Origin of the sequence: Pontibacter aquaedesilientis (assembly GCF_014773225.1) — a bacterium.
Lineage (GTDB): Bacteria > Bacteroidota > Bacteroidia > Cytophagales > Hymenobacteraceae > Pontibacter > Pontibacter aquaedesilientis.
The window spans coordinates 338,166-360,725 of record NZ_JACXAJ010000002.1; the positions used below are offsets into that span (position 1 = coordinate 338,166).

The window sequence follows — 22,560 nt, forward strand, 5'->3', positions numbered from 1 at the left end:
TCACCCCAGCCCTATCCTAATAACAGGAGAGGGCGCTAATTGAATAATGAGATAGCGAAGGTAAGCGATTGAATAGCGTGCTGGACTTGAGTTATACCCAGTTATTACTATATTGCCGCGTAATTTCTGCAGGCTATACCTGTCTGGCAGGAAACATAAAAATGTGAAACATTAACCTGACAAATACATGTCTTACAATCTGCTTAAAGGAAAGAAAGGAATCATTTTCGGAGCATTGGACGAGAAGTCTATCGCTTGGAAAGTTGCCATGCGTGCCAAGGAAGAGGGCGCTGAGTTTGTGTTGACCAATGCACCGCTGGCGATGCGTATGGGCGAGATCAACAAGCTGGCTGAGGCCTGCAACGCGCAGGTTATACCTGCCGATGCGACTTCGGTAGAAGATCTGGAAAACCTTTTCTCCAAAGCACAGGAAATACTGGGCGGTAAGATCGATTTTGTGCTGCATTCTATAGGTATGAGCCCGAACATCCGTAAAGGTAAGACCTACGGCGACCTGAACTACGATTGGTTCCAAAAGACGCTGGACATTTCTGCGCTTTCTTTCCACAAAGTAATGCACGTAGCCGAGAAGCAGGATGCCATGAATGAGTGGGGTTCTATCCTGGCGCTTTCTTACATAGCGGCGCAGCGTGTATTCCCTGATTATACCGACATGTCGCAGGCGAAGGCCGTACTGGAGTCGATTGCCCGTAATTACGGCTACCGTTTCGGTAAGCTGAAGAAAGTGCGTGTAAACACTATTTCACAGTCTCCTACCAAAACAACTGCAGGTACAGGCGTTGGCGGTTTCGATGCCTTCTACGACTATGCCGACAAGATGTCGCCGCTTGGCAACGCATCAGCCGAGACTTGCGCAGACTACTGCATTACCCTGTTCTCTGACCTGACCAAAATGGTGACTATGCAGAACCTGATGCACGACGGCGGTTTCTCTACAATGGGTGTTTCCGAAGATGTGGTAGAGATGATTAGTAAGCAGTCTTAATTAATTTGAAGATTTGGAGATGTGAAGATTTGTAAATGATCTTCCTGTAACCTGAAATAGCAAAGCCCTTGGCACTGATTGAGCCAAGGGCTTTTTCTTTCTTTATTTGGAAGAATATAAAAGAAGGTATAAGTAACTTGTTTAGTCAATAAAGTTTGGGGCCATCGCAAACCCAAAATCCCTTCATTTGCCAATCCCTCAATCTTCAAATTTCCAAATTTTCAAATCTTAAAATCAACCTTCCTCCCGGTGCACCGAGTTGATGTCGAAGGCAGGTATGCAAACCGACCAGTACTCTGTTTCTTCGTCGTACGGGTTGGAGTAGCGGATGCGGGCTCCGGCTTTGATCAGGATCGATTCACCTGCTTCTACCACCACCTCTTCCCCGTCAATCTCGATCAGTTTACGGCCACGCACCACAATCGTGATTTCGTCGAAATCGGGTGTTTGGTGCGGCTCGCCCCAAAGTGGCGGTGCCACCATGTGCGCCACGCTAAATGTATCGGTATGGGTGGAGGCCTTTCCGAAATGCTCTTCAATTAGCTTCCCGTCAGTGGTAGGTACCCGGAATGGTTTGGTCTGCTTCAGATATTTTTTCTCGCTCATCATATTATTAGGTATGGCTTCATGTTAGGTATGGCTCTATTATTTTTTGTCGGGGCACTCGCCTTTGGCATAGGCAGTTACGCCAGCGCGGTCCGCTTCGCAAACATTGCCGTACGTCTTGCCATTGCAGCCACAAACAGGGTCGTATTGCAAGGTGCACATCTGGTCTGGGTTGATCTTTGACTGGTCGATGCAGGGCACATCGCTGTTTTTGCAGGAGTATAGTCCGCTTAAGGCCAGGAGGGCGGAGGCCAGCACGATTTTGTTCATAGAGGTTTATTTAAGGTATAGGTTTTATACGTAGCAGGCTAATCTCATGCGCCTAGTTGTTTAATAGTAGCCTTGCAATGCAGGCAAAAGCAAAGCTTCGTCAACTTACTCATCTGCCAGTCGTATGTAAGTTGTAACGTAAAAATAGCTAAAACAAGGTATAGTGTATGCAAAGGCTGACATTTCAGAACGCTGCACGCTTGCCACAACCATTAGATAAAAATGTTAAATAACATGAACGACGAAAAAGGAAAAATTTTATTAGCAACTCTGGCTGGTATTGGTGCCGGTGTGGCAGCTGGTATGCTGCTGGCTCCTAACAATGGCCTCGATACCCGCGATAGCCTGAAAAGAACTCTGACCAAAGTGGGCGACGATCTGGAGCGCACTGTGAAGGGCTTTATGGATAAACTCGAGAACCGCAATGTGACGGACGATGGCAGCAGCCTGATCATGCGTGGCTCTTGGGATGATGTGAAAGGTCAGCTTAAGAAGAACTATGCTGAACTTACCGAAGATGACCTGACCTATATGGAAGGGCAGGAAGATGAATTGTTCGGCCGTTTGCAGCAGAAGCTTGGTAAGACAAAGCACGAGATCATGAAGCTGATCAAAGATTTGTAAGCCATCCTTACAACACTGAAAAGCTCAACAAAACACTTTGTTGAGCTTTTTTTCGTTAATTAGACGCTATATAGTGTAAAACTATTGTATAGCTATAACTTAATGCTGATCTTAATCGTTATTAGGTCAAAACGAATATTAAGAAAAACGAATCTAACAATTTATAATAAACACTACTATGAAAGATAATAGCGGAAAGATCATGCTTGCATTGTTAGCAGGCGCTAGCGCTGGCGTAATTGCAGGATTACTGATGGCTCCAGATACAGGTGAGCAGACCAGAACTGGTATTAAGAAATGGGCTAACAAGTTGAGCAAAGATCTTGAGAAAAACCTGCAGACTGGCCTGGACGAGATCAAGAACATGAGCAGCGATGCTATGAACAAAATGGGCGGCATGATGGATGACGCGAAGAAAGCTACCGCTGGTGCAGCTGGTAAAAGTTCTTCCACTGGCTCAACAGGATCATCAACCGGCTCTAACACTGGCACGTCGACTGGCGGATCTACAGTAACTAACGTTTAGTCTACGTAATAGGGCTTAGCCCTATTATCAGGTATAATCGAAATATGGTTTGCTTCCGGGGTATGTATACCTGCTGAGGCGGAAACAAACTATGTTCAGACGAAAGGCCTGTCCCTATGGGGGCAGGCCTTTATTTTTGCCTCAGACAGATCTTTTCGGGCTAACCTTCAGCTATCACTGCCGTTATTATTTTAAGGCCAATAAGTAGGCTTTGAAATCTTTACATACCAATAAGCATACGATACTATGAGAACGAAAATGGATTACAGCAGTCTAGGCGAGACAAAAAGCACATACAGTAACACTCCCAGATCAACATACGGCCAGGTTGGTGGCGAAACGAGCGGCCATATGACACATTCCTCTGTACGTGAGCAACAGCAGTCTATGCAAACAGGTACTTCACCGCGTCGTTTCTCGGGTTCTTCTTCCTCTGAGAACAGTGGTGCTTTGGGAGTAGCCATGGGCTTGCTTGCTGGAGCAAGTGTAGGGGTGCTGGCTGGCATTCTGATGGCACCAGACAGCGGTCGTATTACCCGCCGCCGTTTATCAGACTCCGCAGCATGGGTGGGCCGTGGCATTACGGAATCTTTTGGCAACAAACGCAGAGGGAGTTCATGGATCAACAAAACTGAAGAGACCCATAACCGAGCTACTGATAATGCCAGAAATATGATGTATGGGAATAACAGGGAGGTATAACAAGTCCTTTCGCAAAGACATTCCATATAGCAAAAGAGCCCGCTAAACATTAGCGGGCTCTTTTGCTATATGGAATGAAATAATTACTCCTCTCTTCTTTCCGGTTTCATCTGCGGGAAGAACAGCACATCCTGGATAGAGTGTGAGTTCGTCATGATCATGCTCAAACGGTCGATTCCTATACCCAATCCGGCTGTTGGTGGCATACCGTACTCCAGCGCACGCAGGAAGTCTTCGTCTAAAACCATGGCCTCGGTGTCACCACGTTTGCCAAGCTCCAGCTGCTCTTCAAAGCGGGCACGCTGATCGATTGGGTCGTTGAGTTCCGAGAAGGCGTTACAAATCTCCTTGCCGTTGCAGATCGCTTCGAAACGCTCTACCAGACCCGGCTTGTCGCGGTGCTTCTTGGCCAGTGGGCTCATCTCCACAGGATAGTCCGTTATAAAGGTAGGTTGGATCAGGTATGGCTCGCATGTCTCACCGAAAATCTCGTCGATAATCTTGCCTTTGCCCAGTTTCGGATCCACTTTTATACCTAGTTTTTCAGCAGTCTGGCGTAGCTCAGGCTCCTCCATCTCCGAGATATCGATCTTTGTGAAGTGCTCGATGGCCTCAAACATAGTGAAACGCTTCCAAGGGCGCTGGAAGTTGATGATGTTCTCGCCAACTTTCACTTCGGTGGTCCCGTGCAGGTCCATGGCTACTTTCTCCACCATTTCCTCTACCAGGTCCATCATCCAGTTGTAGTCTTTGTAGGCTACATACAGCTCCACCTGCGTGAACTCCGGGTTGTGGAAACGGCTCATGCCTTCGTTACGGAAGTCCTTGGCAAACTCAAACACGCCATCGAAACCACCCACGATGAGGCGCTTCAGGTATAGCTCGTTGGCAATGCGCAGGTATAGCGTCATGTCCAGCGTGTTGTGGTGCGTCTTGAACGGACGTGCCGCAGCGCCGCCGTACAATGGTTGCAGGATTGGCGTTTCTACTTCCAGATAACCCTGGTTGGTCAGGTACTGGCGCATAGAATTCACTAGTTGCGTACGCTTGCGGAATGTCTCACGCACATGCGGGTTCACGATCAGGTCGACGTAGCGCTGACGGTAACGCAGCTCAGGGTCAGTAAAACCGTCGTGCACGATTTCGTTGCCTTGCTCATCAATCTCACGTTTCACGATCGGCAGCGGGCGAAGCGATTTGGTTAAAACCTTCAGTTCAGTCACGTGCACCGATATTTCACCTACCTGCGTTACAAAGGCGTAACCTTTGATGCCGATAAAATCACCGATGTCGAGCATCTTCTTGAACACAGTGTTATACATGTCCTTGTTCTCGCCCGGAGCGATGTCGTCGCGGGAAACATAGATCTGAATGCGACCACTGCTGTCCATCAGCTCGGCGAACGAGGCTTTGCCCATTACGCGGCGGCTCATCAAACGGCCTGCCAGGGTTACTTCCTGGTAGTTGTTCTTCTCCTTATCGAAATTCTCCTTTATCTCCTTGGCCGTGGCCGTAACTTCAAATGTTTCAGAGGGATATGGGTTGATACCCATCTTTTCCAACTCTTCGCGCTCGTGGCGTCTGCGTAGTTCCTGTTCGCTTAGTTGCATGCGATTCTGTACTAAAAGTGATATTTTAAAATCAAGCTGCAAAATTGCTAAATTATCGGCAGCTTTTAAAGGGTTAATTAGTGATTGTTGATGGTTAAATTGTTAGAAATCATCGCAAACATAAAAGGCCCTTGCAAACCAGAGTCTGCAAGGGCACCCATATATGTAGTAGTATTGAATGGACTAAGCGGCGGTACGCAGTCGCTGGTTGTCGTCGTGCAACAGCGGCTTAACTTTGTCCTGCAGTCTGGCCGCTACGAAGGAGTCTTGTAAATAAACAGGCAACTCCTGCACGAAATCCTCATACTGCTGCAGTCCCATCGCCTGTGCGACATAGCACTCGTGTATGCCGTTAAGGTAGCTCACAATCTCCATGAGCGATTCGTGGAAAAGCTTGAAGTCAATGTCGGCCTGCACAAAGCGCTCGATCTCACGGTGAGAGTTGGAGATGCGCAACCTAGCCAGCAAATCGAACAACGTGGTATAGCCCATGCGCCACGTCAATTGCTGCCAATGCTGCGGACCAAATTTTTGCAGCACATCGCCCGTGCGGCTGCTGCGTATGGCCGTGGAAGCATTGGATTGCACCTGCTGCCGCACAGCTTTCGCTCTCAAACGGCGTGTCGTGCGCAAAAACTGTCCGATCTGCGCCTGCGCCTCGAGTTCTTTATTGGCTATCTGGAGACCGGGTTTGTAGTGTGCCAAAGGCAACCGGTTGATCCGGAAGTCGTCAAAATGTCCCGAAGCGTAAAAGCCCATCGCCTGCGGGTAGGCGTTCTTCACCACTAATCGGCCCGCTTCGCGCATTACCAGCGTCTCGTTGCTCGTTTTTATCTGGCGGGTATGCAAGAAAGCCTGTAAACTGGCAAACACGGCATAATAAGCTTGCGGGAAAGTCCAGTGCAAAGCGTTGCGGATATAGCTCTCGTCGCCCAATTCAGCGGTGGTGCGCAGCGCATACTCTGTGTTCCAGCTGTTGAGCAGCAAGCGTTTCACTTCTTCCACTTCCTGCTCGGTCAGTTCGGCAGGCACTTCCCTAAAGTAGGCCAGTTGTTGCAGACCCATCCCTTCGTAGTGGTTCAGGTGGTAATTTATCGCAAAAAAGTAATTCAGAAACACCTGTGCCGGTATAGATTTATACCATTCCTTGTCAAGCTGTTTCTGCTCTTCCGGATACATGGAAATAATGTTTTCTTCTTCTTTCTCTTTCATATAATTACAACATTTCAAGCGTGCCATCAGTTGCATTATAGCGGTATAATTTCAAATAATTTACTATTGTAAGTTATTGATTAACAGTTCTTTATATTTAAGTTTGAATTTTTTCAACAGTGCTTGAATATGCTTGTGACAGAGCCACTTACAGAGCGGTTTTTGCCATGAAATGATAATGCCCGCTGGTAGGGATAGCAGACTGCCCGAGGCAATAATTCGTATCAGAAAGTGAGACGAAAGAAGGCTTTGCAAAACCGAACGAATATGGACTTATCTTATATCCTGAACGAACTGGGGGAGGACCGGGAACTGTACTACTGTGCCGTGGCACCCCCCATTCTGCAGACAAGTAACTTTGCCTGCCGTACGGTAGACGAGATGCGGGAAATGCTGCGCAACGAGGCCGAGGCATACCTCTATACCCGTGGCAACAACCCGACCGTGACCATGCTCGAAAAGAAGCTGGCCGCGCTGGAAGGAGCGGAGCATGCCATAGCTTTCGGGAGCGGTATAGCGGCTGTGTCGGCGGCGGTGCTCTCGCAGGTAAATGCAGGCGACCACATTGTGTGCGTGGACAAACCCTATGGCTGGACGAATACCCTAATGAACCGTTTCTTGCCGCGATTCGGGGTTGAGGTAACCATGGTCGACGGGACTGATCCCGAAAACTACCGCCAAGCCATCAGGCCCAACACCAAGCTGCTTTACATGGAAAGCCCGAACTCCTTCACTTTCGAACTACAGGACATTGCCGCCATTGCCGCATTGGCGAAGGAGCAGGGCTGCAGCACCATCATCGACAACAGCTTCGCTTCGCCTCTTTTTCAGAATCCGATACAATTCGGTGTGGACCTGGTTGTGCACTCCTGCACCAAATACATTGGCGGCCACTCCGACACAATGGGCGGCATTGTTTGCGGCAGTCGGGAAAGGATAAACAAAATATTTGAGCGGGAATACATGACATTGGGGGCAGTGTTGTCGCCGCACGACGCCTGGCTGCTGCTGCGCGGACTGCGTACATTGCCGGTGCGTATGGAGCACGTGGCTGAGACCACACGCAAAGTGGTGGCCTGGCTCGAGAAGCAAGACAAAATAGCAAAGATCTTTTACCCGTTCTCCCCCTCGCACCCGCAGTATGAATTGGCCAGGCGGCAAATGCGCAATAATACCGGGCAGTTTACCATAGCACTGAAAACAGACGATATCAGGAAAATAGACCGCTTCTGTGACAGCCTGCAACATTTCCTGATGGCTGCTTCCTGGGGTGGGCATGAGTCGCTGATATACCCGGCTGCGGCGTACCATACCCCAGACGGCAAATACAAGAGTAAGCTTGCTGTTAACCTGGTGCGCTTTTACATTGGATTGGAGGAAGCAGACTACCTTATACAAGATATCGAACAGGCACTGAGGATGATATAAATTAAAATATATGGTTTGTATAATATGTGTATATACTATAATTAAATTATTTTAATGATTCGATAACACTACATTAAAACCATCTGCTTAACTTTGTTGCGATGGTTATATCCCCACTTAATAGTAGCCTCAAGCAAATGTGCGTCAGCATGTTGCGCTTATCTTGTCCAGAAAAATCAAATCAATCTCATACGTATGTTTAAACAATTACACAAGGTGTCTGCCTATGTGCTGGTTTGCTGTGGCCTTTTGGCCGGCAGTGAAGCGCTCGCACAGGCAAACCCACAGCCTCAGTCGCTGCCTTACTCGCAGGACTTTAACGATCTGCCACACAACGCCACTGCATACCCTGTAGGATGGCAGGGATGGGCATTGGGCAGCTCCGTGACAGCAAGCTTCCGTACTGTCGCACCTACAGGTGACAGAGCGCTGGTGGCCAACGTTACCGCCAGTTCAACAACGGGTGGTGTACTCAACTACAATGGCAAGTTAGGTATACTCATGAGTGGTTCCGTTGACCCAAGTATAGCCTTTGCCATTAATACCTCGCAGAAAACCGCTATTAAAGTAGCGTTCGATATGATGACCGTGCGCAACCCCTACAATGGCGGCGCTAACACCAGAATCAACGAAACCATTCTGCAATACCGCGTGGGAACAAGCGGTGCCTTTACTAATATCGAGGGCACCGAGTACCAGAATAACACCGAAGCGCAGACCGCAAGTGGTAACACAGAGCCTCAGAATGTAAAGCGTATAGTGGTTACCTTGCCAGAGGCTGCCGAAAACCAGGAAGTGGTGCAGCTACGTTGGGCCAATCGGGATGTGACCGGTGGCGGTTCCCGGCCGGGTTTTGCCGTTGACAACATTGAGGTGACCAGTCTAAGCGATAGCAAGACACCAATGCTCATCGCACCGGCTGCCTTGGCTTTCGGTGATGTGGCCATGAACCAGGCGAACACGCAATCCTATACCTTAACTAGCGCCAATATTGCCGGCAACGTGCAACTCACCGCGACAGGTGGTTTCACTGTATCTAAGCAGGCTACATCCGGTTTTGCTGCCAGCCTTACTTTCTCCGCCGAGGAAATAGCTGCTACCCCAACTGTTTTCGTGCGTGTGACGCCAACTGCTATAGGTGCTCTGTCAGGTACGATCACCCACACAAGCGAAGGATTAAAAACGGCTGTAACAGAACTGTCGGCTTATGCCACCAGCCCCTTTGTGCAGGACTTTAACAACTGCGGCACTACGCTGCCAGGTGGCTGGAAAGCGTATAGCGTGACTGGCGACCAGGTATGGTCTTGCTCCACTTTCGGTAGAGAGACTGCCGAGAGCCCGCGCAACAACGGCGTGCAGATTAACGGCTACAGCGGCAGCGCCCGCGAAAACGAAGACTGGCTGATCTCACCTTCTCTTAACCTGGCGGATTTCAATATCGCCGCCCTTTCTTTCTGGACCAGAACGGCTTTCAAGGGCCCGGGCATGAAACTGATGATCTCGACAAATTACGATGGCACCAGCGCACCAGCCACTGCCACCTGGACCGAGCTGAACGGCGACTTCCCAGCTGAGGCTTCTGACGTTTGGAAGCAGTCTGTCATCAATATCTCTGCCTACAAAGCCGCCTCGGTGCACGTAGCCTTTGTGTATACTTCCGTGGCTGAGTTCAATGGAGCTGCCCGCTGGACTTTTGATGACTTTGCGGTAGAAAACGTAGATCAGTTGCTGGTTGCCAGCGAATCAATGTTTGATTTTGGCCTGGTGGAAGTTCCTAACGCTTCTGCTCCACAGACTTTCAGCTTCTCGGCGGTCGGTTTCCCACAAGGTATGACGCTGTCGGTAGGCGCTGATTTTGAGCTTTCTAAAAATGGACAGACCTATGCAGCTGCGCTATCCTACACGGCTGGTGAGGCAAGTGCTTCTAACACAGTTTATGTGCGTTACAAGCCAGGCACTACCAAACTACGTTCTAACAGCACCATTACATACACGAGCGGCGATTTCAAGGCAGTGAAAGGTTTCCTAACGGGTTCTTCGCTTCCTAAATCGAGCACTTTGGATATTGTGTCCTGGAACCTGGCCTGGTTTGGCTCTACAAGCGGCGGCCCAAGCAACCTGGAGTTACAGTACAGCAACGCCAAAAAAGTAGTGCAGACACTGGACGCTGATATCATTGCTTTCCAGGAAATCTCAAACGATGCCCAAATGGAGCGACTGATGAGCGAACTGCCAGGGTATAGCTTCGTGAAGTCAGAGGCATACTCTTACTCCCAGAGACCAAGCTCAGGTGCTACACTTGACCCACAGAAGCTTTACATCGTTTACAAAAACGAGACAGTGAAGATCAAGAGCCAGAAAGTATTGCTGGATGGCCTGTATAAAGAAATTTTGAGCGGTAGAGTACTGGCCAACTACCCAGGATCGAGCGAGAGTTTCTGGGCCAGCGGACGTCTGCCATACCTGGTGGAGGTAGAGGCGACCATGAACGGTGTGGCACAGCAGCTATACCTGCTCAACCTGCATACCCGCGCCAACTCAGGCACTGATGTGAGCCGCTACAACATGCGTAAGTATGACGTGGAAGTGTTGAAGGATTCACTGACTGCCTACTATCCGAACATCAACCTGGTGATGCTGGGCGACATGAACGAGGATGTGGACGTATCGGTGGTGAATAATCTGCCATCTTCGCTGAATGCGTTCGTGCTGGACAATAACTACAAGACACTGACCTACGACCTGAGCACAACAGGTGCCTTTACCTATGCCGGCGGTTCTTTCCAGAGTTTCCTGGATCATATCATCGTTTCTAAATCCATGACAGATGAATATGTGGAGGAGTCTATCGCGATTGAGAACCAGTTCCTGAGCAGCATTCCGAGCTTTAGAACCTCGACCTCTGACCACGTGCCGGTATCAGCCCGTTTCAGTTTCAATACAACGCCAGCTGTATCGTTCAGCGAAGCAACGGTTACAAAGACAGAGGGTAATGCACCATTCGATGTGAACCTGTCCGTTTCGGTTGCGCAACCTAAGGCGCACACGGTATACCTGACCGTGAAAGACGGTGCCACTGCAACAGCTGTAGACTATACCATAGCTCCTGCCGCTGCTAACAATGTCATAGCCGTTACGGTACCTGCTTATACCTCTACTGCTACCTTTAACATGAGCATTGTAGACGATAAGCTGACAGAGCCAACTGAACAGGTAACATTCTACATCAACAGCGTGACTACCGATCTGGGTATGGCTACCGCTGCCCGTAGCTTCACCTTGGCTATCCGCGACAACGATTTCCCGGAAGGTAAGGCCAACGGCCAGGATCTGGCTTTCCGTCTGTACCCGAACCCGACACAAGGTGCGTTTGTGAACATCTCGTTGCCAGAGGAAGTAACGGTGATGGATGAAATGACCCTGGTGCTGCGTTCAGCGAACGGTACCCTGTTGCACGAGTTGAACGGCAACCTGAACAGCGTGCAGCAGCAACTGAACGCGAAGGTAGCTGATCTGCGCAACGGCATGTATTATGTGCAGGTGCAGGTACGTGGCAAGGTATACCAGACCAAACTTGTGAGAAATTAATCTCTACCCCATAATCAATTTAAAAGCGGCCTTCCACTATGTAGAAGGCCGCTTTTTTTATGGCTGTGAGTAGGACTGAGTTGTACTAAAAAGACGAACAGGTAGAGCCCGAAACTAATAGCCTACTGCCTTATCATCGCCCCGCGGGTCGGCGCCACCTTCGAGTTTACCATTGGGTAGCACCAGTATACCTTCCACAGCGCCATACCTGTTTCTTTGCTTCAGTTTATACCCTTTGCTTTCCAGTATTGCCCTTACCTCAGGAGAAATGGCATCCGGCTCATGCTGGATCTCATCGGGCAGCCATTGGTGGTGGAAGCGGGGAGCAGCCACGGCTTCCTGCATGGTCATACCGTGCTCCACCACATTCAGGATCGTCTGGAAAACGGAGGTAATGATGGTAGAGCCGCCCGGTGTGCCGACCACCATGTATAGTTTGGCGGCTTTTTCGATGATGGTTGGTGTCATGGCGCTGAGCATTCGCTTGCTAGGTTGCACGGCATTTGCCTCGCCCCCTATTAGGCCAAACATATTGGGTATGCCCGGCTTGGCACTGAAATCATCCATCTCATTGTTCAGCAGGAAACCAGCACCCTCCACCACGACCATCGAGCCATAGCCCCCGTTGATAGTCGTTGTAATGGATGCGGCATTGCCGAACTGGTCTACAATACTGAAATGCGTAGTCTGGTCAGACTCGTATATTGGCACTTCTCCAGCTTTGATCTCAGAAGAAGCTGTGGCTTGGTCGAGGCTTACGTTGCTCATGCGCGTTTTCAGGTAGTTTTGGTCCAGCAGTCCGCTCACAGGCACTTTGTAGAAATCAGGGTCTCCGAGGTAAGTGGCACGGTCTGCGTATACGCGGCGCTTGGCCTCCGTCATGAGCTGTATGGTAGGGGCTTGCTGCCAACCATAAGCTTTCAGGTCATAGGGCTCTACCATAGTGAGGAGTTGCAGCAGCGCTATACCTCCGCTCGATGGCGGTGACATCGAGATGATACGCAGGTCTTTGTACTGCCCCTTGATGGGCTCACGCCAGACGGCATTGTAGGCAAGCAGGTCTTTGTGCGAAATGAGTCCGCCGCCACGCTGCATTTCTTTCACAATCTGGTCAGCAGTTTCGCCGGTATAAAAGCCGTCTCGGCCTTTGTCACGGATGCGTTCGAGGGTACGGGCCAGGTCGAGGTGATAGAGCTTATCGCCGGGCTGCCAATCAGCTTGTCGGTTTACCAGATAAGGAGTATGCTTGTTATGAGCTAGCATTTGCGCCTTTGCATTGTTAAGCATGCGGGTTTCCCGCTCTGTCAGCACAACGCCGCGCCGGGCCAGGTCGATGGCTGGCTGCACTAACTCTGCGAAAGGGAGGGAGCCTAGTTTCTCGTGTATTTTGACCATGCCGTCCACAGATCCCGGCACACCGGCCGCCAGATGGCCCAGCAAGCTCAGGTCAGGAATAACATTGCCCAATGAGTCGAGGTACATGTCGCGCGAGGCAGCAGACGGGGCTTTTTCTCTGAAGTCGAGGGCGCCGGTTTCGCCGGTATGCTGGCGGTATACCAGGAAACCTCCACCACCGATATTGCCGGCCACAGGATAGCAAACAGCCAGGGCAAACTGTGTGGCAATGGCTGCATCATAGGCGTTACCCCCTTTGCGAAGTATCTCCAGGCCGATGTTGGATGCGTCGGGGTGGGCTGATACGACCATGGCCTTGTCGGCCACAACGCCCCGCCTGGCTGCCTGGGTTTGGGTTTTGGAGCCTGTTGCGCAACTCGAAAGGGTCAGGAGCACGGCAGCAAAACAGGTGAAGGTATAGCGTCTGGATTTGATTCTATGGTCAGGTATAGGCAGCATCATAAAGAGGAGATAGGAAATGGGTGAAGTGCAAAATAAAAAAAAGCCGGCTATCTGCATAACCGGCTTTTCAATTGTCTTATAAGAGCTTATTTGATATCATTTTTAATGATGGCCACCGCCTCTTCCACGTAAATATCTTTCTGGAGTGACTTCATAAAATCTTTGTTGCGGGCCAGTTTGGCTGTATCGCCGGCAATGGCCTGCAAGTCATTCTTCATTCTGGAAACGTTCAGCACAGGTACTTTCTTCTGGGCTTCTTCCAGTTGCTTGTTGGCTGCCTCACTTTTTTTCTCTTCTTCCATGTACTTTTTGAAGCTAAGTGAACGAGTTGTGTTGTCAGACTGCTTTTTCAAACGCTCACCACTTTCTTTGATAATCTGGAAGCTTTCGTTTCCAGAAACACGACTCTTACTGCTCGCCTGTATCGCCGGCATATTCAGCTTGTTCTGTGCCCAAGGCTTGTAACGGGCCGGAGTGATCTCATCAAACGGAAGCGGGTAATCCTGCTCTTTCTCACCAAACTCCAAGAAGCTGTAGGCATCAGGCAGTATCACATCTGGCATAACGCCGCGCAACTGCGTGGTACCCCCGTTGATGCGATAGAATTTCTGGATGGTCAGTTTCAACGCACCAAACGGTTTGTAAGGATCGAACTGAGAAGGCAGTGCCTCGTCGAGTTCAAAAAACTGCTGCACCGTGCCTTTGCCAAAAGTAGGAGTGCCCACAATTACCGCTCGCTTATAGTCCTGCATAGCCGCAGCCAGAATCTCAGAAGCCGAAGCGCTGTTAGAATTTACCATAATCACCAGTGGACCGCCATACTGCACCTGTGAGTCGCGGTCATCCAGTACAACTGTTTTGCCAGATGCAGTTTTCACTTGCACGATAGGGCCTTGCTCGATGAACAAGCCTGCCATTTCGACAGCATCAGCCAACGAGCCACCGCCGTTGTTACGAAGGTCCAGAATGAGGCCTTGCATACCTGCAGCTTTCAATTTAGCTACCTCTGCCTTTACATCGGCACCGCTGTTGCGGCCACCGTTTCGCTCAAAGTCAGCATAAAAACCAGGCAGTTTGATGTACCCGATCTTCTTGTTGTCGTCGATCATGGCAGACTGGGCATAGGTTTCTTCGAACACGATCACATCGCGGACAATCGGTATAATGCGAGTGCTGCCGTCTGGCTTGCGCACAGTCAGGCGCACTTCCGTTCCCTTTTTGCCTCTAATCAACTGGATAGCATCATCAATGCGCATACCTTCTATCAGGACGGCGTCACCGCTGCCCTGAGCCACTTTCTGGATGGCATCGCCAGGCTTCAGGTCGCCCTGCAGATACGATGGACTACCCGGCACGATTTCCATTACTTTAATCTGACCATCCTTCTCCTGCAAGGAAGCACCTATACCTTCCAGACGACCCGTAAACTCGATGTCGAAATCAGACTTGGCTTTAGGAGGAAGGTAACCGGTATGCGGGTCATAGACGTTTGCCACAGCGTTGATGTAAGTGGCACGACGATCATCACGCGTTACCTGAGCAAGGCGCTTGTAAAGTTCGTTATAGGCCGTCAGTACCTTTTCACGGGCTTCGGCCTCCAGCTGGTCAAATGTTTTTTTCTCTTTTTTCTCGGTATTGGCGGTCGCTTTTTCCTGCTGCGTCTGCATATCAGACAAGCGCACCAAAGTCTGGTACTTCAACTGCTTTCTCCAAGCCTCTTTCAACTCCGCCTTATCTTTGGCATACTTCAGTTTCTTGCCATCCAGCTCAATGTTTTCATCTTTGCTGAAATCAAATGGCTTGGACAGAATATCTTTATAATACGCTTCCGATTCCTTGGTGCGCTTTTCGATCAGGTCAGCCGACATGTCAAAAAACTCAAAGGAGCCGGCACGCAACTGGTCATCAAGCTGCGTCTCGTATTTGCGCAACATCGCCACATCCGACTCAAGCAAGAACTTTTTATTGAAATCCAACCGCTCCAGGTATAGCTTAAAAGCTTTCTTAGAGAAGTTATCATCAACCTTTTCGGGGCTGTAATGGGCAGAACTGAGTCCCTGCATCAGGGCTTTGATCAGTATTTCGTTTTTCCCCTCAGGCGAGCTGTTCTTGCTGTACAGGATAAAAGAACCTGTCAGCAGTATCACAGCCAATACAGAAAGGAATATTTTAAATCTGGTTGTCAAGGATAGCATCTAATTTAGTTAGTTGGACCACAAAAACTATACGCAAAAGTAGTGCCGCAGATGGTGAGCCTATGGTTTCTTTCGCGCCGAGTCCTAATGTAGTATAAATATATTTTATCACAAAAGGCAGCAGCCTGTAACTTGATACAAACTCGCGCAGCATCTTGTTTACGAGTCAGCTTGCTGTTTATTATAACTGTCGTATGATTTTTTTCGTTTCCCGAGCATACTAAAAACTGCAAGGCTGAAAACCATTTAACACACCTGTTTGGCCGTAACAGTTGCCTTTTAGGGGAGGTATAGTAGCAACAGACGGGATATAATGAAGACAATTCTATTTTTTGGGGACAGCCTTACGGCAGGCTACGGTCTACCTACTGCGCAGGCATATCCTTCGCTCATTCAGCAAAAACTGCAGGACGAAGGGCATGATTACACCGTGATCAACGCAGGTATAAGTGGCGACACAACAGCCAGTGGCCTCTATCGGTTGGATAAGTGGCTTTCGGGCCCAGTGGATATATTTGTGCTGGCGCTGGGTGCCAATGATGGCCTGAGAGGTATACCCGCCCGCGAAACCTCGCAAAACCTTCAGCAGATCATCGATAAGGTGAAGCATAAACATCCTGAGGCACAAATCATCTTGTCAGGCATGGAAATTCCGGATATCGTGCCGGGGCGCTACGCGGCTGAGTTCAGGGCCTTGTTCCGGGAGCTGGCGATTCGGAACAACGTGTCCTTCGTGCCTTTTTTGCTGGAGGGCGTAGCAGGTATGCGCCACCTAAACCTGCCTGATGGGGTGCATCCTAATGCAGAGGGACAAAAACTCCTCGCTCGCCATACCTGGGCTGTGTTGGAAGACCTCTTGAAAAAGGAGCTATAAATGCGCAAGGCGGAACTTTGGGTTCCGCCTTGCGTGAGTGTACACTTAATGAGCTTGTTAATTTTTTAGATCCAGTCTGAAACGCATGGCCTGCTCCATGTGCGCTCTAATCTCTTTTGCCGTGTTGCGTGCCCAGAAATTAAATGCGGTGTTATCAGTCTCAGCCACATCTTTTACATTGTCGTCGAACTCATCTGCGGCGTCTTTGTGCGCATCGATTACATTGTCCCAATAGGCGCGGTCGAACTTCCCGGTCTCGGTCTCGCGCAGTTCCTGTACTCTTCCGGCCTGGTCTTCAGTCATTGTCTCGGGAAGTGTGACCTGATACTGCCCGGACATTTCCCCGAGTTCCTCCAGTTTTTTGCCATACAGGTCTATCATGCGCTGCCCGTACTCCTTTACCTGGGGAGACAGACCTTTCTCGACAGCCAGTTTGCCAAGCTCAACCTGTTGGTTACTTATGTTGTAAGCATAGGCCATGAATTCGCGTTTCTCGTCCGTCAGGGAAACGTCGGCAACTGGGGTATCGCTAGCCGCTGTATCAACCGTAGTGTTGGAATCCGTCTCCTTTGTGCCGGAGTCACAGGACGTAAAGGCGACAGTGCCAAGCAAAAGGCCTGCAGCCATCCATAGATTTCTCATAGTTTTATGGTTTAGTGTATTGATTTAATTCCTAAAGCATACGCAACAATGTCAGTTTGTGTGCTATGTGTTCATACAGGTGGTTTGCGAGAGCAAATCCTAGGGCATCAAATTAGAGGTTTAGCATGCACACGGCCGCAGGCCAGAGATGAATAGTTGATCTTGATAAAGCACCGGTAGCTTATACGGAAAACCCGGAAATGCCAAAGGCTCGACTCCTCCAAATGGACAAGCCAAGCCTTTGCAATTACAATAAGCTAATTAAAGCTTAGTAATAGATATGCTCTCCGCGGTGTTTCTGAAAATGGGTTTCGAAGTAGCGTGCATCTTCAGGAGTGCGTGGATTGAAACCCAACACGATATTGCCTTCTTTCACGCCTTCTTCATATAACTTGGCGCGTTCCTCCGGAATACCTGCTCCAACCAATGCGCCAATCAGGCCACCTGTCAGGCCACCTGCACCTGCACCGGCCAGACCTGCTGCCAATGGGCCAGCTATTACCAGACCAAGTCCTGGGATAGCTACGGAAGTACCTATAGCTGCTACTGCACCTACAATGGCACCCAACGTGCCGCCGATGGCAGAACCCGCTCCGGCACCTTCAAGCGATTTGTTGCCCAGTTCAGTGTCTCCGTCTTTGTCCACGTCATCAGAAAAATGACGCTTACGTCCTTCGTCAGACATCACAACGTTGATATCATCCTTGTCATACCCTCTGGCACGAAGTTCTTCATATGCGCGCTCCGCACTATCACGGTCTTTGAACATGGCTGTCATCATGTTCGAGTTATCAATTTTGTTCATAGCTTTTTTAAGTTGTTTAAGATTTTATAATCTATCGCTGGCCTTTTAAAATGACCAGTTTATACTAACGGAACAAGGAAGGTATAGTTGCGGGAAGAAAAGTGCAGGACAATGAATTTTAGAGGTATATGATTACTGGTGAATCAATTAAGGTATGCCATGATTTTTCAGGTTCAGGGACAAACAAAAAGCCTTCCTATGGGAAGGAAGGCTTTTCAAGGTTTTTCAGTATGTGGTAAGTTATTTCTTATCCATTACCTGATCTGCTGTTACCAGCACTCTGTCTACCACGTGGATCACACCATTAGAAGCTTCGATGTTTGGCTCCACAATGTTAGCGCCTCCAATCGTGAAGGTGTTAGGGTTTGCACCCGCTGCCGCTCCCACTTCAATATAGTCAGTGTCACTGATCTGTATTCGCTGATTCGACTGCAATTGCGCAGTGGTTACCTTGTTAGCGATAACATGTGCCTGCAACACTTTAATCAGTTCATTTCTGTTTTCTGGTTTTTTAAGGTATTCTAATTGGCCGGCAGGCAATGCCTCGAATGCTTTGTTGGTGGGAGCAAACATGGTGAACTCGCCTTCACCTTCTAAAGCAGCCGTAATGTTGGCAGTTTGCAAAAGGCTCATAAAAGTGGATATATCGCTCCTTGTACCTGCAGCATCCAGAATAGTCATGGAACTGGTTTCCATATCAGCCTCCATATCCATATCAGTGCTTACTTCGGTCTCCACAGTCACGTCGTCACCAGCCATCGTTTGGGTTTCGCTCATTGTGGTTGTCTCCTCCATGGCTGTAGAGTCCATTGAGTCGTTGCTACTGGCACAACTGAATAAAAAGCCTGCGGCTAATACGGCGGCTGCTGGTTTTAACATTTTCATTTTCATAGTCTGTTGGGTTATATTGATAAATTAATTTTGTGCAATATTCAACAAAGAATAATGCATTGTTTATTTAACTTAAACCCCTAGAAAATGTTAGCAAAAAAAGGGATTTTCTGCAGTATTAAGGCAGAAAATCCCTTTTATTATTGTAATAAAACAATAAGGTGTGGCTTAATTATAGACTTTTACGACAAAGATATAATCCTGTAGTTTTTTGAGTTGCTGTGTTCTGGCAGTGCCATTCAGCGTATTCTGCTGTGGCATAGAAACCATAGTTGCCACGTTTTTCTCTTGCATTTCACGCACCATCTGGAGCAGGTAAGAGGATTTCACAGCAAAGGCAGCGCCTTCCTGTCCGGCTTGTTTGCCATTGATAACACCAATGACATTGCCTTTATCATCCAGCAAAGGTCCACCACTGTTACCTGGGTTAAGCGGTATGGAAATCTGGTAGGAGGTAGTGTCACCCTCAAAGCCTGAAGCCGAGCTCAGGGAGCCTTCTCCAAAAACAATATCCTCACGCGGGAAACCTAAGGTATAGACACGTTCCCCCAAATCAGATTCGGAAGTTCTAAAGGTATAGGGCAACTTACTGAAACCAGCAAAGGCATTATCCTCTACCTTCAAAATAGACAGGTCATAGTCGGTATTGCGGTATACCTCCGTCACTTTGTACCGAAGGCCGGCTTTATTCTCAATCAGGATAGAGTCAGCACCCTGTATAACGTGCGAACTGGTCACGACATACCCATCAGGGCTAATTACAAATCCTGTACCGCTGAATCGGGCTGAGCGTGGGGTAGGAACAGGGCTGTCGGCACCGGTGATGCCGTTGATAAGAGCACGTTGTTCTTTCTTGATTTTCTCGACTTCGCGGCGGAGCTCCACATAACGGGCGGTTTGCTGCTGTACGGGGGCTTTGAGCTGTTGCACGCTCCAAAGTGTTCCAAACACAGAGAGCAGCGAGACGCTGGCCGCTACGGCCATGGTCTGGGCGTGCTTTCTGAAGAAAACCTTCCAGGCTTGCAGTTCGCCAGTGGCAGTTACATGCTGCGACTGGGCTTCCATATCGCTATGGATGGTGTTTAGCTTTTGGCGCAGGCTTTGGCGCTGGCCATAGTGCTGCATCGCCTGCAGGACTTGCCTGTGCTCCTGTACCTGGTCGGCGAGCCGCAGGTCGGAGAGCAACAGCGCCTCGAAGGCAGCCTTCTCCTCGGCCGGCATGGAGCCGGCCAGGTAGCGCTCTATTTGCTCGTAAATGCGGTAGTCAAACATTTCTCTATAAACTATACCTATATTTCAAGGTGCTAAAATTCTATTTTGTGTAGCCTACAACTCTGGCTTGTAAGAAGTAAAGAATAGCTTCTTGAGTCGCTGCAGACACTTGTACTTCTGGTTTTTGGCCGTGTCGGAGTTGGTATAGCCAAACTTCTCGGTAATCTCCTGCATGCCCTGTGCGCGGATGTAGAAGTCCTCCAGCAGGGTACGGCAAGGCTCCCCTAATTGGCCCAGCGCTTCGGCCATTACGCCAAACTGCCGCTCGTTCTCATCGTGCTGCGGCACGTCTTCCTCCAGCGACAGATAATTATCGGTGTCTTCAATCCGGCTGGCAAAGCGTCCCTTTTCGGCCAGTCGCTTAAGCCATAGCCTGCGGCAAACAGAGTACAGATAGGTCTTAATCTGGCAACTAAGCTCCAGGCTATCGGCTTTTATTTTCTCATAGAAGACGATGACGCCTTCCTGATAAATGTCTTTGGCCTCATCATCGGTTCCACTGTTGTTGATGATGAAGTGAGATATCATAGGGAAATGCAGCTTGTACAGATGTGCGAGTGCCCTGTCATCGTCATTCCGGATTCCTTCCAAAATCGCCTCATCTGTCTCATACAAACTCTTCCTCATTCCGTTCCTTTTTTAATACGCCAGGCCGCTTTTTGTAACCCAACAAAAAAATATTTTAAAAAAATAAAAAATACCGGGTTACCTATCCGGCTTTCTGGTATGAAGTTCAAATTCGAAACCAAAACACTTAATCACAAACACAAAATGAAAAATTTATTCAAATTCGCTTTCGTAGCTTTCGCCCTGGTAGCTTTCACAGCTTGCAACACTGAAGAATCAACTACTGAAACTGAAGCTGTTGAGACTGAAGTAACTACTGAAGAAGAAGTTGTTACAGAAGAAGTTGAAGTTGACACTACTGTTGAAGTTGACTCTACTGTAACTGTACAGTAATCAATAGCAGAACTACGGATTATACCTTATAGTTCTAAACACATAAAAAGGCCCTGCAGCAATGCAGGGCCTTTTTATTTTTTGTACTGGTCAGGTTCAACGCAGATTTAAGTATAGTCGAAGGCTTCTGTGAAGCCATACTCTTTTAGTTAACGCTTCAGTTTTTTGCGGCGCTCCATTTCTTTGCTGATCAGGCCAAACTCGCGGCTGCTCTGGCCGGCAATGGCGGTGTTCTCATTGGCGCGGCGCAGCAGGTAGGGCATCACCGACTCCACCGGCCCGTAAGGCACATACTTAACCACATTATAGCCAGCATTAGCCAAATTGTAGGAGAGGTTGTCGCTCATGCCGAATAGCTGGGCAAAAAACACGCGCTTGTCATCCGGGACTATACCTTTCTCATCCATCAGTTCCATCAACAGGTAGCAACTGTCCTCGTTGTGCGTGCCGGCGCAAAGCGAAATGCGGTCGATGTGATCGATGCAGAAGCGGAGCCCGTCGTTGTAAAGCTGGTCAGAGGCCTCTTTGGTCGGATTGATCGGGCTGGGGTAACCCATCTCCTCGGCGCGTTTACGTTCTTTTTCCATGTAGGCACCCCGCACGGGTTTTGCTCCCAGTATGTAGTCTTTGGCTACGGCGTTCTCGTAATCGCGCATGAGGGCGTCGAGGCGGTCGTGGCGGTAGAGCTGGTAGGTGTTGTAAACGATGGCCTTCTCTTTGTTGTAAAGCTCCATCATCTCGTAGGCCATGTTGTCAATCGTTTCCTGAAACCAGCTTTCCTCGGCATCCACAAACACGCGCACGTCGGCTTCGTGGCAGCGTTGACAGATATCATTCACCCGCTGGCGGCCACGCGCAAGGGCACCCTGCGCTTCGGTCGTCAGTTTTTCGCCGGCCTGCACTTTCTCCAAAATGTCCGTACTCATCAAGCCGGTTACTTTGAACACCGAGAAAGGTATGTTTTTGTTGCCTCTCGCTTTCTCAACCGTTCGCAAAATCTCATCGCGCGTCTCGTCAAAGCTTCTGTCCACACCTTCGCCCTCCACGGAGTAATCGAGTATAGTGCCGATATTATACCTGGCCAATTCACGGATAGCACGCTCCGATTCCTCTATGGTTTCGCCGCCGCAAAAATGGTTGAAAATGGTCGGTTTGATGATAAACTTAACTGGCAAGTGCAGCTTAATGGCAGTGTTAAGTAAGTTGCCTCCCAGTTTCACAAACTTATTGTTGTTCATAGATTTGAACAACAGATACATTTTATAAAGCTCAGCGTCTGATTTGGATGAAAAAGCGACAGCTGTATCGTCGAAAGAAACGTTCGTAACTGGGTTCATGTAATAGTGTGTTAATCGGAGCAAAGATAAGGCATGCGAGATAGTTATACACTATGAAAGCCTTGCACTTATGTGATATTTTTGCACTGTTTTTTTGTGGTAAATACTCCTTTAAACCAGATACACGCATAACTGTTTTAATTGTCGTACCTTTG

General features: G+C 49.0%; 20 protein-coding genes. 8 read left to right on the forward strand and 12 right to left on the reverse strand.

Annotated features, from left to right (window positions below; genetic code table 11):
* The first annotated feature begins 187 nt into the window (after positions 1-187).
* Positions 188-1,006: an enoyl-ACP reductase FabI gene (locus tag H9Q13_RS06430; protein WP_191182949.1), complete on the forward strand. Its 819-nt coding sequence runs from the start codon at positions 188-190 to the stop codon at positions 1,004-1,006.
* Between the two features lie 234 nt (positions 1,007-1,240).
* Here the strand turns inward: H9Q13_RS06430 and H9Q13_RS06435 are convergent, their stop codons facing one another.
* Both H9Q13_RS06435 and H9Q13_RS06440 read right to left on the reverse strand, forming a co-directional pair.
* Positions 1,241-1,612 carry a cupin domain-containing protein gene (locus tag H9Q13_RS06435; protein ID WP_191183344.1) on the reverse strand — a complete coding sequence of 124 codons (372 nt, stop codon included), beginning with the start codon at positions 1,610-1,612 and terminating at the stop codon, positions 1,241-1,243.
* A gap of 39 nt (positions 1,613-1,651) precedes the next feature.
* Positions 1,652-1,882 carry a Kazal-type serine protease inhibitor family protein gene (locus H9Q13_RS06440; protein WP_191182950.1) on the reverse strand — a complete coding sequence of 77 codons (231 nt, stop codon included), beginning with the start codon at positions 1,880-1,882 and terminating at the stop codon, positions 1,652-1,654.
* 234 nt (positions 1,883-2,116) lie between these two features.
* Between H9Q13_RS06440 and H9Q13_RS06445 the strand changes: the two genes are divergently transcribed.
* The 3 genes from H9Q13_RS06445 to H9Q13_RS06455 all read left to right on the forward strand — a co-directional run bounded on the left by H9Q13_RS06445 (position 2,117) and on the right by H9Q13_RS06455 (position 3,734).
* Positions 2,117-2,506, forward strand: a complete 390-nt coding sequence (locus H9Q13_RS06445; RefSeq protein WP_224744117.1) for a CsbD family protein — start codon at positions 2,117-2,119, stop codon at positions 2,504-2,506.
* Positions 2,507-2,708: 202 nt separating this feature from the next.
* Positions 2,709-3,032, forward strand: a complete 324-nt coding sequence (locus H9Q13_RS06450) for a YtxH domain-containing protein (protein ID WP_224744118.1) — start codon at positions 2,709-2,711, stop codon at positions 3,030-3,032.
* Positions 3,033-3,278: 246 nt separating this feature from the next.
* Positions 3,279-3,734 (forward strand): YtxH domain-containing protein, encoded by a 456-nt coding sequence (locus H9Q13_RS06455; protein ID WP_191182953.1) that lies wholly within the window; start codon positions 3,279-3,281, stop codon positions 3,732-3,734.
* A gap of 83 nt (positions 3,735-3,817) precedes the next feature.
* Here H9Q13_RS06455 and lysS read toward each other — a convergent pair whose 3' ends face one another.
* Positions 3,818-5,344 carry a lysine--tRNA ligase gene (gene lysS, locus H9Q13_RS06460; RefSeq protein ID WP_191182954.1) on the reverse strand — a complete coding sequence of 509 codons (1,527 nt, stop codon included), beginning with the start codon at positions 5,342-5,344 and terminating at the stop codon, positions 3,818-3,820.
* Between the two features lie 183 nt (positions 5,345-5,527).
* Positions 5,528-6,556, reverse strand: a complete 1,029-nt coding sequence (locus tag H9Q13_RS06465; RefSeq protein WP_191182955.1) for a hypothetical protein — start codon at positions 6,554-6,556, stop codon at positions 5,528-5,530.
* A 267-nt stretch (positions 6,557-6,823) separates the two neighbouring features.
* Between H9Q13_RS06465 and H9Q13_RS06470 the strand changes: the two genes are divergently transcribed.
* Both H9Q13_RS06470 and H9Q13_RS06475 read left to right on the forward strand, forming a co-directional pair.
* The gene (locus H9Q13_RS06470) at positions 6,824-7,984 is read left to right on the forward strand and encodes a trans-sulfuration enzyme family protein (RefSeq protein ID WP_191182956.1); all 1,161 of its coding nucleotides are present in this window, start codon (positions 6,824-6,826) and stop codon (positions 7,982-7,984) included.
* Positions 7,985-8,179: 195 nt separating this feature from the next.
* The gene (locus tag H9Q13_RS06475; protein WP_191182957.1) at positions 8,180-11,572 is read left to right on the forward strand and encodes a T9SS-dependent choice-of-anchor J family protein; all 3,393 of its coding nucleotides are present in this window, start codon (positions 8,180-8,182) and stop codon (positions 11,570-11,572) included.
* Positions 11,573-11,686: 114 nt separating this feature from the next.
* On the opposite strand, the gene ggt is transcribed toward H9Q13_RS06475, so the two are convergent.
* Both ggt and H9Q13_RS06485 read right to left on the reverse strand, forming a co-directional pair.
* Positions 11,687-13,429 carry a gamma-glutamyltransferase gene (ggt, locus tag H9Q13_RS06480; RefSeq protein WP_224744119.1) on the reverse strand — a complete coding sequence of 581 codons (1,743 nt, stop codon included), beginning with the start codon at positions 13,427-13,429 and terminating at the stop codon, positions 11,687-11,689.
* An 86-nt stretch (positions 13,430-13,515) separates the two neighbouring features.
* On the reverse strand, positions 13,516-15,576 hold the full coding sequence (locus H9Q13_RS06485) for a carboxy terminal-processing peptidase (protein WP_317173885.1): 2,061 nt from the start codon (positions 15,574-15,576) through the stop codon (positions 13,516-13,518).
* A gap of 361 nt (positions 15,577-15,937) precedes the next feature.
* Between H9Q13_RS06485 and H9Q13_RS06490 the strand changes: the two genes are divergently transcribed.
* Positions 15,938-16,498 (forward strand): arylesterase, encoded by a 561-nt coding sequence (locus tag H9Q13_RS06490; protein WP_191182959.1) that lies wholly within the window; start codon positions 15,938-15,940, stop codon positions 16,496-16,498.
* A gap of 57 nt (positions 16,499-16,555) precedes the next feature.
* On the opposite strand, the gene H9Q13_RS06495 is transcribed toward H9Q13_RS06490, so the two are convergent.
* The 5 genes from H9Q13_RS06495 to H9Q13_RS06515 form a co-directional block, all read right to left on the reverse strand.
* Positions 16,556-17,140: a DUF4142 domain-containing protein gene (locus tag H9Q13_RS06495; protein ID WP_191182960.1), complete on the reverse strand. Its 585-nt coding sequence runs from the start codon at positions 17,138-17,140 to the stop codon at positions 16,556-16,558.
* A 268-nt stretch (positions 17,141-17,408) separates the two neighbouring features.
* Positions 17,409-17,945, reverse strand: a complete 537-nt coding sequence (locus H9Q13_RS06500; RefSeq protein ID WP_191182961.1) for a hypothetical protein — start codon at positions 17,943-17,945, stop codon at positions 17,409-17,411.
* Positions 17,946-18,185: 240 nt separating this feature from the next.
* Complete coding sequence (locus H9Q13_RS06505) at positions 18,186-18,836, reverse strand: fasciclin domain-containing protein (protein WP_224744121.1); 651 nt, start codon at positions 18,834-18,836, stop codon at positions 18,186-18,188.
* 168 nt (positions 18,837-19,004) lie between these two features.
* A complete protein-coding gene (locus H9Q13_RS06510; protein ID WP_191182962.1) occupies positions 19,005-20,108 on the reverse strand; it encodes a S1 family peptidase in 1,104 nt (367 codons plus the stop codon).
* A gap of 54 nt (positions 20,109-20,162) precedes the next feature.
* On the reverse strand, positions 20,163-20,735 hold the full coding sequence (locus tag H9Q13_RS06515) for an RNA polymerase sigma factor (protein ID WP_191182963.1): 573 nt from the start codon (positions 20,733-20,735) through the stop codon (positions 20,163-20,165).
* Positions 20,736-20,834: 99 nt separating this feature from the next.
* On the opposite strand from H9Q13_RS06515, the gene H9Q13_RS06520 reads away from it, so the two are divergent.
* On the forward strand, positions 20,835-21,068 hold the full coding sequence (locus H9Q13_RS06520; protein ID WP_224744122.1) for a hypothetical protein: 234 nt from the start codon (positions 20,835-20,837) through the stop codon (positions 21,066-21,068).
* Positions 21,069-21,217: 149 nt separating this feature from the next.
* Here H9Q13_RS06520 and H9Q13_RS06525 read toward each other — a convergent pair whose 3' ends face one another.
* Positions 21,218-22,405 (reverse strand): proline dehydrogenase family protein, encoded by a 1,188-nt coding sequence (locus H9Q13_RS06525; protein WP_191182964.1) that lies wholly within the window; start codon positions 22,403-22,405, stop codon positions 21,218-21,220.
* Between the last annotated feature and the right edge of the window lie 155 nt (positions 22,406-22,560).

Excerpts from the sequence above, each read along its gene's own strand:
- H9Q13_RS06430 (WP_191182949.1), top strand. The coding sequence starts at position 188 with ATGTCTTACAATCTGCTTAAAGGAAAGAAAGGAATCATTTTCGGAGCA.
- H9Q13_RS06435 (WP_191183344.1), bottom strand. The coding sequence starts at position 1,612 with ATGAGCGAGAAAAAATATCTGAAGCAGACCAAACCATTCCGGGTACCT.
- H9Q13_RS06440 (WP_191182950.1), bottom strand. The coding sequence starts at position 1,882 with ATGAACAAAATCGTGCTGGCCTCCGCCCTCCTGGCCTTAAGCGGACTA.
- H9Q13_RS06445 (WP_224744117.1), top strand. The coding sequence starts at position 2,117 with ATGAACGACGAAAAAGGAAAAATTTTATTAGCAACTCTGGCTGGTATT.
- H9Q13_RS06450 (WP_224744118.1), top strand. The coding sequence starts at position 2,709 with ATGCTTGCATTGTTAGCAGGCGCTAGCGCTGGCGTAATTGCAGGATTA.
- H9Q13_RS06455 (WP_191182953.1), top strand. The coding sequence starts at position 3,279 with ATGAGAACGAAAATGGATTACAGCAGTCTAGGCGAGACAAAAAGCACA.
- lysS (WP_191182954.1), bottom strand. The coding sequence starts at position 5,344 with ATGCAACTAAGCGAACAGGAACTACGCAGACGCCACGAGCGCGAAGAG.
- H9Q13_RS06465 (WP_191182955.1), bottom strand. The coding sequence starts at position 6,556 with ATGAAAGAGAAAGAAGAAGAAAACATTATTTCCATGTATCCGGAAGAG.
- H9Q13_RS06470 (WP_191182956.1), top strand. The coding sequence starts at position 6,824 with ATGGACTTATCTTATATCCTGAACGAACTGGGGGAGGACCGGGAACTG.
- H9Q13_RS06475 (WP_191182957.1), top strand. The coding sequence starts at position 8,180 with ATGTTTAAACAATTACACAAGGTGTCTGCCTATGTGCTGGTTTGCTGT.
- ggt (WP_224744119.1), bottom strand. The coding sequence starts at position 13,429 with ATGATGCTGCCTATACCTGACCATAGAATCAAATCCAGACGCTATACC.
- H9Q13_RS06490 (WP_191182959.1), top strand. The coding sequence starts at position 15,938 with ATGAAGACAATTCTATTTTTTGGGGACAGCCTTACGGCAGGCTACGGT.
- H9Q13_RS06495 (WP_191182960.1), bottom strand. The coding sequence starts at position 17,140 with ATGAGAAATCTATGGATGGCTGCAGGCCTTTTGCTTGGCACTGTCGCC.
- H9Q13_RS06500 (WP_191182961.1), bottom strand. The coding sequence starts at position 17,945 with ATGAACAAAATTGATAACTCGAACATGATGACAGCCATGTTCAAAGAC.
- H9Q13_RS06505 (WP_224744121.1), bottom strand. The coding sequence starts at position 18,836 with ATGAAAATGAAAATGTTAAAACCAGCAGCCGCCGTATTAGCCGCAGGC.
- H9Q13_RS06510 (WP_191182962.1), bottom strand. The coding sequence starts at position 20,108 with ATGTTTGACTACCGCATTTACGAGCAAATAGAGCGCTACCTGGCCGGC.
- H9Q13_RS06515 (WP_191182963.1), bottom strand. The coding sequence starts at position 20,735 with ATGAGGAAGAGTTTGTATGAGACAGATGAGGCGATTTTGGAAGGAATC.
- H9Q13_RS06520 (WP_224744122.1), top strand. The coding sequence starts at position 20,835 with ATGAAGTTCAAATTCGAAACCAAAACACTTAATCACAAACACAAAATG.
- H9Q13_RS06525 (WP_191182964.1), bottom strand. The coding sequence starts at position 22,405 with ATGAACCCAGTTACGAACGTTTCTTTCGACGATACAGCTGTCGCTTTT.